Here is a 13,320-nt window from a genome sequence, read left to right as displayed (position 1 = left end):
GCGGGTCGCTCTGCACAACCAAAGTCACCCCGAACCACGGATCGCCGCGGTTCGGGGTGACTTTGGTTGTGCGGCGTCCGGCTGCCTACGCGTCGGCGGACAGGGCGCGCAGTGCCGCGGGGTCGCTCGCGTTCAGGAAGTCGGTCAGGCGCTCGGGCTCGCCGGGCTCGTCGATCGCCTCGGCCGCACGGCGCAGCGCGAACAGCGCACGGAGCACGCCCCGGTTCGGCTCGTGCGCCCACGGCACCGGACCGGCACCGCGCCACCCGGCCTTGCGCAGGGCGTCGAGCCCGCGGTGGTACCCGACACGGGCGTAGGCGTACGACTCGAGCGCCGCGCCACGCTCCCAGGCCTCGTCGGCGAGCAGGGCCCACGCCAGGCTCGACGACGGGTGCGACACCACCACGCTGGCGACGGGGGCGTCGGCGGCGAGTGCCGCGGTCACCTCGGGTTCGGCGGGGAGCAGGGTCTCGGGGTTCGTCGACGGGTTCGGCAACAGGTTCTCCGGCATGCCCCCAGCCTGTCATCCCTTGCGCGTCCCCGTGGCCGGGATTACCGTGGGAGGCACCTCGTCGTCATCACGAGGCCCCCGGGGCGGGAGACCGACCGGCGGCACGGATGGCGGACACGGGGGTCCCCGACGGAAGAAGACGGATTGCTGTCGATCACCGGTTCTGCTCAGCCCACGCGCTGACACCGTGATCGCGCGCCCCCGTCGGGCGCTCCACCGCACAGCGGTGGGTTCGGTGTCGTGCGCCCAGCATCGACACCGGGAGGCATCCCCATGCCCAGCAGTCCATCCGTCGTCCTGCACGACGTCACCTTCGCCTGGCCCGACGGCACCGTCGCGCTCGACCACCTCACCGCCGCCTTCGGGCGTGGCCGGACCGGCCTGGTCGGGAGGAACGGGGCCGGCAAGTCCACGCTGGTCCGGCTCGCGACCGGCCGGCTCCACCCCACGTCGGGCACCATCTCGACGTCCGGCCCCGTCGACCACCTGCCGCAGCGCCTTGCAACGGGGACCGACGACGCCGTCGCCGACCTGCTCGGCATCCGGTCGACGCTCACCGCGCTCCGGGCCGTGCTGTCCGGTGACGCGTCGCCCGAGCACTTCGAGGCGGTCGGCGACGACTGGGACCTCGAGGAACGGGCCGCCGCAGCGATCGCGAGCGTCGGACTCGACGGCGCCGACCTGGAACGCCCGGTGTCGACGCTGTCGGGCGGGCAGTCCGTGCTCGTCGCCGTCGCCGGGGTGCGGTTGCGTGGCCGTCCGATCGCGTTCCTCGACGAGCCGACGAACAACCTGGACCGTCGGGCACGAGGGCTCCTGCTCGACCTGGTCGACGATTGGCGCGGCACCCTCGTGGTGGTCAGTCACGACCGGGAGCTCCTCGAGCACGTCGACGAGACGTGCGAGCTCCGCGCCGGTGCGATGACCGTGTTCGGCGGGACGTTCAGTGCGTTCGAGGAGCACGTGGCCGTGCAGCAGGCGGCCGTCGAACGTGAGGTCCGGGTTGCCGAACAGCGACACCGCACCGAGAAGCGGCAGCGCATCGAGGCCGAGACGAAGATCGCCCGGCGTGCCAAGGCCGGTGAGAAGGCGGGCCGATCGATGCCGAAGATCCTGGCGAACGAGCAGCGGAAGAAGGCGCAGGAGACCGCCGGCCGACTGCGCGTCGGGTACGCGGACGACGAGGCCGCCGCACTCGCCACCAAGCGCGAAGCCGAACTCCGGCTGCGCGACGACGAGTCCATCCACGTGACCCTGCCCGACCCGGACGTCCCGGCGTCACGACAGATCGCGACCGTCACGGTTCGCGGGCGGGACGTCATCGTGCAGGGGCCGGAGCGGATCGCGGTCACCGGCGACAACGGCGTCGGCAAGTCCACCCTGCTCGAACAGCTCGTCGGTTCGCCGGAGGCGCGGGAGCACCCGCTCCCCGACACCGGAGCCGTCGCCCACGTCGAGCGGATCGCGTACCTGCCGCAGCGGAAGGACACCCTCGACGACACCGCCACGGTGCTCGACAACGTGCGACGGGACGCCCCGCACGTCGCCGTCGCCGAGGTCCGGAACCGCCTCGCGAAGTTCCTGGTGCGCGGCGACACCGTCGACCGGCTCGCCGGGGCGCTGTCCGGCGGGGAGCGGTTCCGGGTGGCGTTGGCGAGCCTGGTGCTGGCCGACCCACCGCCGCAGCTCCTGGTGCTCGACGAACCGACGAACGACCTCGACCTGACGAGTGTCGACCAGCTCGTCGACGCGTTGCGGGCCTACCGCGGCGCGCTCGTCGTGGTCAGCCACGACGAGACGTTCCTCGACCGACTCGCGCTCGACGCGCGCATCGAGCTGTCGTAGCCCGCTGTCAGCGCCGTCGGGTCGGTCGGATCGCGAGCGACTCGACGGTGCCGCGATCGGGCAGGTCGACGACCGTCCGGACGGCGGCGGCCACGTCCTCCGGCGCCAGGTAGTACGCGGTGTCGTAGTCCTCGCCGAGCTTCTCGGTCAGCGCCCGCTGCATGTCCGAGTCCGTCCGGCCCGGGTGCACGCTCGAGACCCGGACGCCGTTCGCCCGCTCTTCTTCGCGCAGGGCGTCGGCGAAGGCCCGCAGTGCGAACTTCGACGCCGCGTACACACCACCGCCGGGGCCGGAGTGGAACCCGGAGCCGCTGTTGATCGGCACGACGATGCCCCGAGCCGCCCGGAGTGCCGGCAGCGCCACCCGGGTGAGCTCGGCGACCGCGAACAGGTTCGTGGCGAAGACCTGCTCCCACACGGCACGCGGGGTGTCGGCGACGGTCGTGCCCTGCTCGACGCCGGCGGAGTGCACGAGCAAGTCGAGCCGGTCGGGCAGCGGCGGCAGGTCCCCCGCGCCGAGGTCGCCGACGAACGGCACGGCGCTCGGCAGCTCGGCGACGAGGGCGTCCACTGCCTCGGCGTTCCGCCCGCCGACGAACACGTGGTGGGTGCGACCGAGGTCGGTCGCGATCGCGCGGCCGATGCCGCGGGTGGCACCGGTCACCAGGGCGACCGGACGGTTCTGGAGCTGTTCTGTCGTCACGTGGGCCAGCCTACGGAAGCCGGGCCGGGCCTCCCGTCCGCGTCCGGGATCTGTGGAGAACCGTCACCGCGACGACCATCGCGCCGACCAGGACGGCCACCGCTGCGATGCCCCACGGCGAGCCGGCCAGCGCGGCGACGACCGCCCAGAACACCGCGAGCCCGACGGTGGCGTAGAGGAAGGCCCACGCGACGCACCCCGGCACCATCGCGATCGTGTACCGCCACCACGCCACGCGGGCGAGCCCGGCGGCGGCGTTCATCACCGTCTGCAGCCCGACCACCACGAAGCTCACCGTCACCACCGGCAGGCCCCAGCGTTCGAGGAGCACTGAGCCGCGCCGGACCGCCGGCGAGTGCAGCCAGCGACCCCAGCGGGAGCGCGAGGCACCCGTCACTGCGAGACGCGCGACCCAGTACGTGGCCTGCGCACGGCAGAACACGATCACGAGGAGCGCGAGGACGAGCTGCCAGAACGGCAGCCCCTCGAGGAAGGCGGGCACGGTCGCACCGTAGCGCCTCCGTCCGGAGGAACGCCTCGGGTGTCAGTCGCCGTCGGCGCCCTGCCGGATCCTGATCCCCTCGAGGACGTCCTGCGCCCGCTTCTCGTCCTGCTTCTCGATCTGCCGGGTGTCGCGCTCAGGGAGCTGGATGTCCTCCTCCGCCCGGATGCCCGCCTGCAGCTGCCGGCCGCGCTCGAGCTCGGCGTCGAACTCGGCACCGAACAGCAGCGCGTTGTTCGTGATCCAGAGCCACAGCAGGAACACGATGACCCCACCGAGGGAGCCGTACGTGGCGTTGTAGTTCGAGAAGTTGGCGACGTAGAACCCGAAGCCGACGCTCGCGATGATCAGGATGAGGATCGCCAGGATCGACCCACCGCTCACCCACCGGAACTTCGGCTGCTTGACGTTCGGCGCCCAGTAGTAGAGCACTGCGACGACGATGATCGCGACGACGAGCAGGATCGGCCACTGCACGATCAGCAGGACCGTCGCGGCCGCGTCGCCGAGTCCGATGACGTCACCGAAGCTCCGGGCGAGCGGGCCCGAGACGAGCACGAGCAGGCCGACGACGAGCATGACGACGGTGAACACTGTCACGCCGAGCATGGTCGGACGGAGCTTCCAGATCGGTCGGCCCTCGCGGACGTTGTAGATCCGGTTCATCGCCCGGCCGAAGGCGCCGACGTACCCGGAAGCCGACCAGATCGCGCCGACGATGCCGACGACGAACGTGATGCCGGCGGCGGGCGACCGGACGAGACCCTCGATCGGGTCCCTCAGCAGGTCGACGACGCTCTGCGACCCGACGTTGCCGATGATCGTCAGCAGGGAGTCGATGGTCTTCTGCGGGTCGGACACGAGGCCCAGGATCGAGACGATCGCCAGCAGTCCGGGGAAGAGCGCGAGGACCGTGTAGTACGTCAGGCTCGCGGCGAGGTCGGTGCACTGGTCGCTGGAGAACTCACGCAGGGTCTTCTTCAGCGTGTAGACGAGCGTCGGCTTGTTCAGGTCGGTCGGGCTGTCGGGCTTCCGGGAGTCGTCCGGGTCCGGCTTCTGCTGCTCCTGCGCCATCGGACTACCCCCGCGCCTTCAGGGCCTGCTTCGACCGCTTCACGGCGGCCTTGCGGTTCTTGGTCGCCCGTCGCTGCACCGCGGCGATGCCGGTCTGCTGCTTCACGCGGGCCTTGTGCGCCGGGTCACGGTCCAGTGCCTGCTCCGCGGCCTTCGCCCGGGCCTTCCGACCCTTGCGGCCGGACTGTGCCTGCTCCTTCGCCGAGGGGCCGTCGCCGCGCGCGCCGAAGGGCAGCAGCGCGGTGAACGCCGAACTCGCCGGTGGCGTCGCCAGGTGTCCGGCGGGGCGGTTGCGCAGCGCGACGCCGAGGACGATCGCCGCGACACCGGTCAGCCCGGTGATGCCCATCGCGACGAGCGGGGTCGGGTCACGGTGCCAGCGCTGGCGGGTCTTCGCGGCTGCGAGCCGTGCCCGCGCCGGGAGGTTCGCACGGCGCTTGAGCTCGGTGACGGTGTCGGTCATGCGCTCACGCGTGCGGACGTTCGCGAGTTCGAGCTCGGGGAGACTGTCCTTGGCCATTCCCCAGTTTCTACACGGCTGGGCCGGGGGCGCGCCCAGATGGCCGCGGTGCGGCCATCTGGTCGGTGTCGCGCCCGTGGCATTGGACGCGGACTCAAGGGCGGACGGGAGGCCCGTGGCGGGCCCGCCACGGGCCTCCCGTCCGTCGGTCACGGCGTTCAGGACGGCACGACGACGTCCTCGGGTTGGCCGCTGGCAGCCGAACGACCGGCTGCCTCCATGAGTGCGAGGCTGCGCAGGTTGTCGCGGCCGCTCGTCGCCGGTGCCGGACCGCCCTCGACCGAACGGGCGAAGGCCTGCAGCCCGCCCTGGCGGTCGGTGTGCTCGAGCACGGGCAGCTTGACGGGCTCGGCCTCGTCGTCCTGGGTGCGGCGGAGGGTGACCACGTCGCCGTCGACCGCGTTCGGGGCTCCGTCGCGGCTGGTGAACCAGAGTTCGCCGTCCTCGCCCTGGATGCTCCACTCGCCGGCCCACGCCGTGCGGGGGCCGCGGCTCAGCCAGCTGCCGCGGTAGCTGACGACCAGGCCACCGTCGAGCTCGATGATCATCGAGGCGATGGCTTCGTCCTGGTACTTGCTGTACGACGGGAAGGTCGCCTTGGCGAAGACCCGGACGGCCTCTTGTCCGGTGACCATCCGGAGCAGGTCGAAGTGGTGGATCGCCATGTCGTTGATCATGGCGTGCGGGAACTTGTAGTGCGGGTGTTCCTCGAACGCCAGGTCGTTGTCCCACTGCCGGAAGTCGACGTTGATCGCGGAGAGCTCGCCCACGGTGTTCGCAGCGAGCAGGTCCTGCACGGCACGCGGTGCCGGGTACCAGCGGTAGTTCTGGCTGACCTGCAGCACGAGGCCGAGCTCCTCGGCACGGCGCACGGCGGTGACGGCCTCGTCCGTGGTGTTGGCGAACGGCTTCTCGACCAGGACGTGCTTGCCGGCGTCGAGGGCCTCGAGCGCGAGCGGCACGTGGGTGACGGCGGGGGCGGTGATGACGACGGCGTCGGCCTCGACCCCGGCGAGCGCCTCGGTCAGGGACGCGAACGCAGCGGACGCGGGCAGCCCGAGGTCCTGCTGCACGGCGGTCAGCGTCGCCGGCACCGGGTCGACGATCCCGACCACCTCCACTTCGGAGACCTCTGGGATGGCGGTGCGGGCCCAGTTGCCGCCCCACCCTCCGAGACCGACGTGGATGATCCGGACCGTCATGCGTGCACTCCTTCGTGGCTGCGGCGTCACGACTCCCGTGACGCGTCCGTCCAGTCTGTCAGTGCTGCGCGCGGCGGGCGCCGAGGTTCGGGCGCCGAGGTTCCACGACATGCCGCGTGCGCGGCGCCGAGGTTCCACGGATCGCGCCGGGCGACGTCGAGATGCCGAGATTTCGGAACCTCGACGGGACGCCGACGGAGCCCGACCGCGACCAGCGCGACCCGGGCGCTCAGTGCGTGAAGGCGTAGGCGATGAGCGCCATCGTCACGATGAACCCCGCCAGGTAGTTGATCCAGAGGAACCGCTTCCACCCCGCGTTCGCGGCCTCGGCGCCCTGGTCCGTGATGTTCCACCACGGCAGCACGTTGAGCGCGTACGGGATCACGACGACGGCGGCGATCGGCCCGGGGAACGCCGAGAACAGCAGTGCGACACCGGCGACCAGGTACGCGACGAACGCGAGTCGCACGGTCGCCCGCGCCCCGATGACGGTCGCGACGGAGCCGATGCCGCCAGCTCGGTCGGCCAGGACGTCCTGCACCGCGCCGAACGCGTGCGAGGCGACCCCCCACAGGAAGAACGCGATGCAGACGGCGACGAGCTGGCCGGTCCAGTGCGGTCCGGCGAGCGCCAGGCCGTAGATCGCGGGCGAGACGAAGTGGGTCGACGAGGTCAGGGAGTCGAGGAACGGCTTCTCCTTGAACCGCAGCCCCGGCGCCGAGTACGCGATGACGGCGAACACGCTGATCGCGAGGACGAGCCACGACCACGGCCCGTTCCCGCTCACCGCCCCGAGCACGACGAGCGCGACCAGGAACGGCACGTTCGTGACGACGACGGCCCAGAGCGTGGTGCGGTGGACGCTCTTGTCGAGCAGCGCCCCCTCGACGCCGCCCTTGCGCGGGTTGCGCAGGTCGGACTCGTAGTCGAAGACGTCGTTGATGCCGTACATCGCCAGGTTGTAGGGCACCAGGAAGTACACGACGCCGACCAGGAACGCGACGAGCGAGAACCCGCCGCCGCCGCTGTCGTCAACGCTGACGCCGACCCCGCTGCCGAGCAGGTACGCGGCACCGAACGGGTAGGCGGTGTTCACCCAGCTGATCGGACGCGACGAGACGAACAGGGCGCGCAGGGCCGACGGCCTGGAGGCGGTGCTGGCGTTCACGGGGTGTCCTCCGGTGGTGCGGTGGTCGGGTCGGGCGCGGGGCGCGCGGCGGCCGGGTCGCGCGGGCCCGTCCGGTCGAACAGGACCCACAGGCTCGGCAGCAGCACGATCGCCGCCATCGCGTACGCGAGGTCCTCGACCGGGATCGCCCCGATCTTCGCGCCGCTGATGAGCGAGGGGTCGTAGGCGACGATGCGCAGGGTCACGATGACGTTGTCGAACACGATCGTCATCACGAGCAGCGCGATCCCGGCGACGAGCGACGTGACGAGCGCGACCCGACGCCCGGGCCCCGGTGCGCGTCCCGCCGCTCGTGCACGGCGCGCGGCCACGATGCCGGCGACGACCGCCACCACCGCCACGACGGCGAAGAACGGCAGGGCCAGGAGGGCGTACGCGCCGGAGCCGGTCACGGGCGCCGCCGTCCGAGCGACCGCTGCACGACGGGCCGGACGAAGCCGACCAGGTCCATCGTCGAGTAGCAGAGCAGCAGCAGGAAGAAGAGCTCCTCGAGCGGGACCTCGGGGGCGAGGAACACCCCGGTCAGCAGGTGCTGCGGGCCGATGAAGAAGATGCCGTACGCGACCCCGGCGACGTCCCACACCATGAAGAACGCGACACCGACGACCATCACCGCAGCCGCACGCCACGGTGCTCGCCAGAAGAACAGCCGGAAGCGGGCGTCGAGCACGGTCATGCCGATCAGCGACACGACCAGGCCGGCGAGGTACAGCCCGGGCATCAGACGGTGCCGGCCTGGTTCCGCGGGGTGCCGAGCGGCGTCGGCAGCGGTTCGGTGCTCGTGTCGCCGTGGATCCGCTTGAGCAGGACCTCGGCGCTGATCAGGCACATCGGCAGACCGATGCCCGGGATCGTGGACGCCCCGGCGTAGTACAGGCCCTCGACCTTGGCCGACGCGTTCTTCTCGCGGAAGAACGCACTCTGCTTGAGCGTGTGCGCGGGACCGAGCATCGACCCGTTCCACGCGTTGAGGTCGTCGGCGAAGTCGCGCGGGCCGATCGTCCGACGGACCCGGATGCGGTCCCGCAGGTCGGGGACGCCCGAGCGCTCGGCGACGACGTCGATGGCGCGGTCGGCGATCTGCTCGACCTCGTAGTCGCCGGCACCGTCGATCCCGCCCTTGCCGATGGACAGGTCGGCGGGCAGGGGCACCAGGATGAAGAGGTTGCTCGAGCCGCGGGGCGCGACGGACGGGTCGGTCTCCGACGGCGCGCAGACGTAGATCGACGCGGGGTCGGGGACGTGCCGGTCCTTGCCGAAGATCGCGCCGAAGTTCGCCTTCCAGTCCTCGGTGAACACCAGGGTGTGGTGCAGCAGGCCGGGCGTCGGTCCGTCGATGCCGAGGTAGACGAGCACGGCGCTCGGCCCGGGGTCGCGGGTCTTCCAGTGCTCGGCGCCGTGGGTGCGGTGCTCGCGGTCGAGCAGCTGCATCTCGGTGTGCTGCAGGTCGGCGGCGCTCACGACCAGGTCGGCCGGGGCGGTGTGCTGCACGCCGTCGCGGTCGCGGTGCACGACCCCGGTGGCGACGCCGTCCTCGACGACGATCCGTTCGACCTTCGCGCCGGCGATGATCTTCGCGCCCTCGGCACGGGCAACCCGCTCGACCGCGGCGATCACCTCGGTGATGCCGCCCTTCGGGTAGAGCACGCCGTCGGCGAGGTCGAGGTGGCTCATCAGGTGGTACATGCTCGGTGCGGCGTACGGGCTCGTGCCCAGGAAGACCGCGGGGTAGCCCAGGATCTGCCAGAGCCGCCGGTCCTTGACCGCCGAGGCAGCGCGGGACGACAGTGGCTGCAGCAGGAGCCGGGCGAGCTTCGGCAGGCGACGGAGCACGTCGGGGGCGGCGAGCTTCGTGAGGTCCTGGAACGTCGTGTACAGGAACCGGCGGATCGCCATCGCGTAGGTGTCCTCGGCCGAGGCGAGGTACTTCCGGATCCGCTTGCCGGCTCCGGGCTCGACGGACTCGAACAGCGCGATGTTCGCCTCGGCGTCGGCGCGCAGGTCGATCGGCTCGTCGTTGCCCTCGCTGTAGACGCGGTACCCGGGGTCGAGCTTCACGAGGTCGAGTTCGGCGTCGGCCGAGGTGCCGAGCAGCTGGAAGAAGTGGTCGAACACCTCGGGCATGAGGTACCACGACGGCCCGGTGTCGAACCGGAAGCCGTCGCGCTCCCACGAACCGGCACGGCCGCCGGGCTGCGACCGCTGCTCGAGCACGGTCACGGCGAAGCCGTCCCGCGCGAGCAGCGCCGCGGACGCCAGTCCGCTGATGCCGCCGCCGATCACGACGGCGCGTCGGGCGGGCACCTTGCGCCGGGTGGTGGCGGCGACGGCCGTCGGACGGGAGGCGCGGGGCGGGGTCATGGCGTGCCTCCTGGCCGACGGGTGGCCACCTTCGACCGCACGGGGGCGCGTCCGGCGAGCACCTGTGCGGCCAGGCGTGCCTTCACCGGGTTCGGGACGCGCACGCGCGTCGTCACCAGGCGCGTCGCCGGTGTGCGGGCGATGCGGTCGTTGAGTTCCTGGAACAGGGCGTGCGCGAGTCCGACGGCGTTCCGGGCGTCGGCCGGCAGCAGCCGGATCGTCCGGGCCGCGTGGTCGAGGTCGGACTGCACGTCGGCGACCAGGCGCTGCTTCGTGGCCTCGTCGAACGAGCGGATGTCGACCCCCGGGAAGTACGAGCGGCCGAGCACCTCGAAGTCGGCGTGCAGGTCGCGCAGGAAGTTCACCTTCTGGAACGCGGCGCCGAGCGCACGGGATCCCGCGACGAGCTCAGCCTGGTCGAAGGTCGGGCGGCCGGCGCGGTACACGAACGCACGCAGGCACATCAGCCCCACCACCTCGGCCGAGCCGTACACGTACGCCGCGAACGAGGCGTCGTCGTGCTCGGTGCGCTCCAGGTCCATCCGCATCGACGCGAAGAACGGCTTGGTGAGCTCCGCGCCGAAGCCCGTGACCCGTGCACTCCGGGCGAATGCGTGCACGACCGGGTTCACCGAGAAGCCGAGGGCGATCGCGCGCTCGGTGTCGGCCTCGAGCTCGTCGAGGACCGTCCGTGCCAGGTCGGGATCGAGCCCCGCCTCGGTCGCGGGACCGTCGACGACCTCGTCGGCGACGCGCACCAGCGCGTAGACGTTGCGGATGTGCTCGCGGGTGTCCTTGGCGAGCAACCGGCTCGCCAGGCCGAACGACGTCGAGTAGCGGTCGATGACGACGCTCGACGCCGCCTCGGCCGTGGCGTCGTACAGGGGGAGCCGACCGGACGGCGCAATGCCGGTCCGGGTGGTGTCGGTCGTCACCGGGCGCGCTCCACGAGTTCGGTCACGAGGCCCTCCAGGCGGTCGGCGAGGTCGTACGGCAGTCCGGAAAGCTCGGCACGGGCGAGTGCGACGTGGTCGGCGATCCGGGACTCGGCTGCGGCACGGGCGCCGCAGGTGACCAGGGTCGCACGGAGCGCGGCCGCACGTTCCTCGGTCAGGTCCGGGTCACCCAGGTAGGGAGCGATGTCCGGCCAGCAGTCCGTCGTGGCCGCGTAGGCGATGAGCATGGTCCGCTTGCCCTCGCGCAGGTCCCCCAGCACGCTCTTGCCGGTGGTCGTCTCGTCGCCGAACACCCCGAGCAGGTCATCGACGATCTGGTACGCGATGCCGATCTCGCGGCCGAAGGCGCCGAGCGCGGTGACGACGGTCTCGGGCGCGCCGGCGAGCACGGCACCGGACTGCAGCGGTGCCTCGAACGAGTACACGCTCGTCTTCGCCCGTTCCATCGCCAGGACCTCGTCCACCGTCGGCATCACGCCCAGGGCCAGGTCGACGTCGGTCATCTCACCGGCGGCGCTGGCGAACACGGCCTCGTCGAGCAGTTCGAGCAGACGCCCACGACGCTCGCCCGTCACGCCGGAGGACTCGATGAACCGAGGGGCGCCGGAGAGTGCGAGGTCGCCCGCGATCACGGCGGCGCTCATCCCGCGGTGCTCGGCGGTCGGCAGCGGCAGCCCACCGGTGGTGCCGGCGTCGCGGTAGGAGCCCGCGACGTTCGGCTGGCCGCGGCGCGCCCAGTCACGGTCGATGACGTCGTCGTGCACCACCAGCGCGGTGTGCAGGAGTTCGTAGGCCGCGGCGACGTGCGCGGCAGCGAGCACGTCGTCCCCGCCGAGGCCGAGGTACGCGGTCAGGACCATGCGCGGTCGGAAGCGCTTGCCGCCCAGGCTCGCCTTGCGGAGCACCCGCCAGAGTTCCTCGGACGGACGGCCGTAGCGCGCGGCACGAGCCGAGGACACGACGAAGAAGCGCTCGAGACAGTCGTCGACGAGCGCGAGGTCGATGTGCGCCACGGTGGCCGCTTCCTCGCTCATTGGCCTAACCTATCGGTGCAGATGAGCGCTTTCCCGGAAACCGTGGTCCTGCTGGCCGACGACCGTACCCCGATCGGCACAGCGGACAAGTTCACGGTGCACACAGACCACACGCCCCTCCACCTGGCCTTCTCGTGCCACGTCCGCAACACCGACGGGGACGTCCTGGTGACCCGTCGCGCCCTGTCGAAGAAGACGTGGCCCGGTGTCTGGACGAACACGTTCTGCGGGCACCCCGGCCCCGACGAGTCGTTCGAGGACGCCATCGCCCGCCGGGCATCGCGCGAACTCGGCATCACCGTGCGCGACGTCGAGCTCGTGCTGCCGGACTTCCGGTACCGCGCGGTCGACGCCTCGGGGATCGTCGAGAACGAGGTCTGCCCGGTGTTCCGCGCCGTCACCGACGACCTGCCCGCCCCCGCGGACGACGAGGTCGCCGAGTACGCCTGGGTCTCCGAGGACTCGCTGCGGGCCGCCGTCGCCGGCGCGCCGTTCGGCTGGAGCCCCTGGCTGGGCTGGCAGCTGACCGAGCTCGAGGCCGCGGGCCTGCACATCACCCGCTGACCCCGGCCGCGCGGTCCCCGCCGGTCCAGGGCGGGGGCGAGACTCGGGCTGCGCGACACTCCTCGTGCCCGCGAGCGCGAGAACTGTCGCCCACGCCGAGTCTCGAGTGCGCCGGGTCCAGTCTCGAGTGCGCGGCCAGCGACTGTCAGGGCGCGTCATCGACAATGGTCGGTATGACCACGACGGAACGCGATGCCGCACCGCGCGCTGGCGCCGCCGCCGTGCTCGAAGCACTCCGCGACGACCCGGTGATCGCCAGCGTGAAGGACGCCTCGGCGCTCGACGAGGTCCTGGCCTCCGACCGGGGCGTCGTGTTCGTCCTGTACGGCAGCGTCCTCGACGTCGCGGACGTCGTCGACCGGGCGAAGGACGCCGGCAAGACGGTCTTCGTGGACGTCGACCTGCTCGACGGGTTCTCGGCGCGCGAGGTCGTGGTGACCTGGATCGCCGAGCACACCCGCGCCGACGGGGTGCTCTCCACCAAGTCGAACCTGGTCCGCGCCGCCAAGCGTGCGGGGCTCGTTGCCGTCCAACGGTTCTTCCTGGTCGACTCGTTCTCGTACCACCAGCTGCCCCGGGTGGTCGAGCAGGCGAAGCCCGACGCGATCGAGATCCTGCCCGGGTGCATGCCGCGGGTCATCACGTGGCTCCGCGACGACACCACGGTGCCGGTCATCGCCGGCGGCCTGGTGTGCGACAAGGCGGACGTCATGGCGGCGCTCGGCGCGGGCGCGATCGCCGTGGCCTCGTCGAACCGCGACGTCTGGGGCATGTGAGCCCACGCAGGTCCTCGCCGCGAACCGGCGGGAGTGGTGACCGCCTGGAGGCCCGGTGCCGATCTCGTGGACCGGCACCGGGC

At 71.7% G+C, this 13,320-nt stretch carries 15 protein-coding genes; 3 read left to right on the top strand and 12 right to left on the bottom strand.

Translation table 11 applies throughout. The features are described from left to right. Nucleotides 1-85: 85 nt before the first annotated feature. The gene (locus M4960_RS17435) at nt 86-511 is read right to left on the bottom strand and encodes a DUF3151 domain-containing protein (protein WP_248704943.1); all 426 of its coding nucleotides are present in this window, start codon (nt 509-511) and stop codon (nt 86-88) included. Between the two features lie 273 nt (nt 512-784). Between M4960_RS17435 and M4960_RS17430 the strand changes: the two genes are divergently transcribed. After that, entirely contained in the window at nt 785-2,356 is a 1,572-nt protein-coding gene (locus M4960_RS17430) for an ABC-F family ATP-binding cassette domain-containing protein (protein ID WP_248704942.1), read from the top strand. Between the two features lie 7 nt (nt 2,357-2,363). Here M4960_RS17430 and M4960_RS17425 read toward each other — a convergent pair whose 3' ends face one another. The 11 genes from M4960_RS17425 to M4960_RS17375 form a co-directional block, all read right to left on the bottom strand. Then, nucleotides 2,364-3,059 (bottom strand): SDR family oxidoreductase, encoded by a 696-nt coding sequence (locus tag M4960_RS17425; protein ID WP_248704941.1) that lies wholly within the window; start codon nt 3,057-3,059, stop codon nt 2,364-2,366. 10 nt (nt 3,060-3,069) lie between these two features. After that, on the bottom strand, nt 3,070-3,561 hold the full coding sequence (locus M4960_RS17420) for a DedA family protein (RefSeq protein ID WP_248704940.1): 492 nt from the start codon (nt 3,559-3,561) through the stop codon (nt 3,070-3,072). Nucleotides 3,562-3,603: 42 nt separating this feature from the next. Next, complete coding sequence (locus M4960_RS17415; RefSeq protein WP_248704939.1) at nt 3,604-4,635, bottom strand: YihY/virulence factor BrkB family protein; 1,032 nt, start codon at nt 4,633-4,635, stop codon at nt 3,604-3,606. Nucleotides 4,636-4,639: 4 nt separating this feature from the next. After that, nucleotides 4,640-5,155 (bottom strand): hypothetical protein, encoded by a 516-nt coding sequence (locus M4960_RS17410; RefSeq protein WP_248704938.1) that lies wholly within the window; start codon nt 5,153-5,155, stop codon nt 4,640-4,642. A 158-nt stretch (nt 5,156-5,313) separates the two neighbouring features. Further along, entirely contained in the window at nt 5,314-6,357 is a 1,044-nt protein-coding gene (locus M4960_RS17405; RefSeq protein WP_134195428.1) for a Gfo/Idh/MocA family protein, read from the bottom strand. A 229-nt stretch (nt 6,358-6,586) separates the two neighbouring features. Continuing rightward, entirely contained in the window at nt 6,587-7,525 is a 939-nt protein-coding gene (locus tag M4960_RS17400; protein WP_248704937.1) for a prenyltransferase, read from the bottom strand. Next, entirely contained in the window at nt 7,522-7,938 is a 417-nt protein-coding gene (locus tag M4960_RS17395) for a lycopene cyclase domain-containing protein (RefSeq protein WP_165901151.1), read from the bottom strand. The genes M4960_RS17400 and M4960_RS17395 overlap by 4 nt, the downstream gene beginning before the upstream one ends. Next, a complete protein-coding gene (locus tag M4960_RS17390; RefSeq protein ID WP_248704936.1) occupies nt 7,935-8,267 on the bottom strand; it encodes a lycopene cyclase domain-containing protein in 333 nt (110 codons plus the stop codon). The genes M4960_RS17395 and M4960_RS17390 overlap by 4 nt, the downstream gene beginning before the upstream one ends. Then, on the bottom strand, nt 8,267-9,907 hold the full coding sequence (gene crtI, locus M4960_RS17385) for a phytoene desaturase family protein (RefSeq protein WP_248704935.1): 1,641 nt from the start codon (nt 9,905-9,907) through the stop codon (nt 8,267-8,269). Before crtI ends, M4960_RS17390 begins: the two co-directional genes overlap by 1 nt. Then, nucleotides 9,904-10,842, bottom strand: coding sequence for a squalene/phytoene synthase family protein (locus M4960_RS17380; RefSeq protein WP_248704934.1), 939 nt, complete (start codon nt 10,840-10,842; stop codon nt 9,904-9,906). Before M4960_RS17380 ends, crtI begins: the two co-directional genes overlap by 4 nt. Further along, nucleotides 10,839-11,897: a polyprenyl synthetase family protein gene (locus M4960_RS17375; protein WP_248704933.1), complete on the bottom strand. Its 1,059-nt coding sequence runs from the start codon at nt 11,895-11,897 to the stop codon at nt 10,839-10,841. Before M4960_RS17375 ends, M4960_RS17380 begins: the two co-directional genes overlap by 4 nt. A gap of 21 nt (nt 11,898-11,918) precedes the next feature. Here M4960_RS17375 and idi point away from each other — a divergent pair, with 21 nt between their 5' ends. Both idi and M4960_RS17365 read left to right on the top strand, forming a co-directional pair. Next, nucleotides 11,919-12,461 (top strand): isopentenyl-diphosphate Delta-isomerase, encoded by a 543-nt coding sequence (gene idi / locus M4960_RS17370; RefSeq protein ID WP_111085474.1) that lies wholly within the window; start codon nt 11,919-11,921, stop codon nt 12,459-12,461. A 173-nt stretch (nt 12,462-12,634) separates the two neighbouring features. After that, on the top strand, nt 12,635-13,237 hold the full coding sequence (locus tag M4960_RS17365; RefSeq protein WP_131844740.1) for a glycerol-3-phosphate responsive antiterminator: 603 nt from the start codon (nt 12,635-12,637) through the stop codon (nt 13,235-13,237). Nucleotides 13,238-13,320 lie beyond the last annotated feature (83 nt).

Origin of the sequence: Curtobacterium sp. MWU13-2055 (genome assembly GCF_023242305.1) — a bacterium.
Classification (GTDB): Bacteria; Actinomycetota; Actinomycetes; order Actinomycetales; family Microbacteriaceae; genus Curtobacterium.
This window is presented reverse-complemented; position numbering and strand designations above follow the sequence as displayed.

Bases quoted from the DNA above. Each gene is read 5' to 3' on its own strand.
- M4960_RS17435 (WP_248704943.1), bottom strand. From the start codon at position 511: ATGCCGGAGAACCTGTTGCCGAACCCGTCGACGAACCCCGAGACCCTG.
- M4960_RS17430 (WP_248704942.1), top strand. From the start codon at position 785: ATGCCCAGCAGTCCATCCGTCGTCCTGCACGACGTCACCTTCGCCTGG.
- M4960_RS17415 (WP_248704939.1), bottom strand. From the start codon at position 4,635: ATGGCGCAGGAGCAGCAGAAGCCGGACCCGGACGACTCCCGGAAGCCC.
- M4960_RS17410 (WP_248704938.1), bottom strand. From the start codon at position 5,155: ATGGCCAAGGACAGTCTCCCCGAGCTCGAACTCGCGAACGTCCGCACG.
- M4960_RS17405 (WP_134195428.1), bottom strand. From the start codon at position 6,357: ATGACGGTCCGGATCATCCACGTCGGTCTCGGAGGGTGGGGCGGCAAC.
- M4960_RS17390 (WP_248704936.1), bottom strand. From the start codon at position 8,267: ATGCCCGGGCTGTACCTCGCCGGCCTGGTCGTGTCGCTGATCGGCATG.
- crtI (WP_248704935.1), bottom strand. From the start codon at position 9,907: ATGACCCCGCCCCGCGCCTCCCGTCCGACGGCCGTCGCCGCCACCACC.
- M4960_RS17375 (WP_248704933.1), bottom strand. From the start codon at position 11,897: ATGAGCGAGGAAGCGGCCACCGTGGCGCACATCGACCTCGCGCTCGTC.
- idi (WP_111085474.1), top strand. From the start codon at position 11,919: ATGAGCGCTTTCCCGGAAACCGTGGTCCTGCTGGCCGACGACCGTACC.
- M4960_RS17365 (WP_131844740.1), top strand. From the start codon at position 12,635: ATGACCACGACGGAACGCGATGCCGCACCGCGCGCTGGCGCCGCCGCC.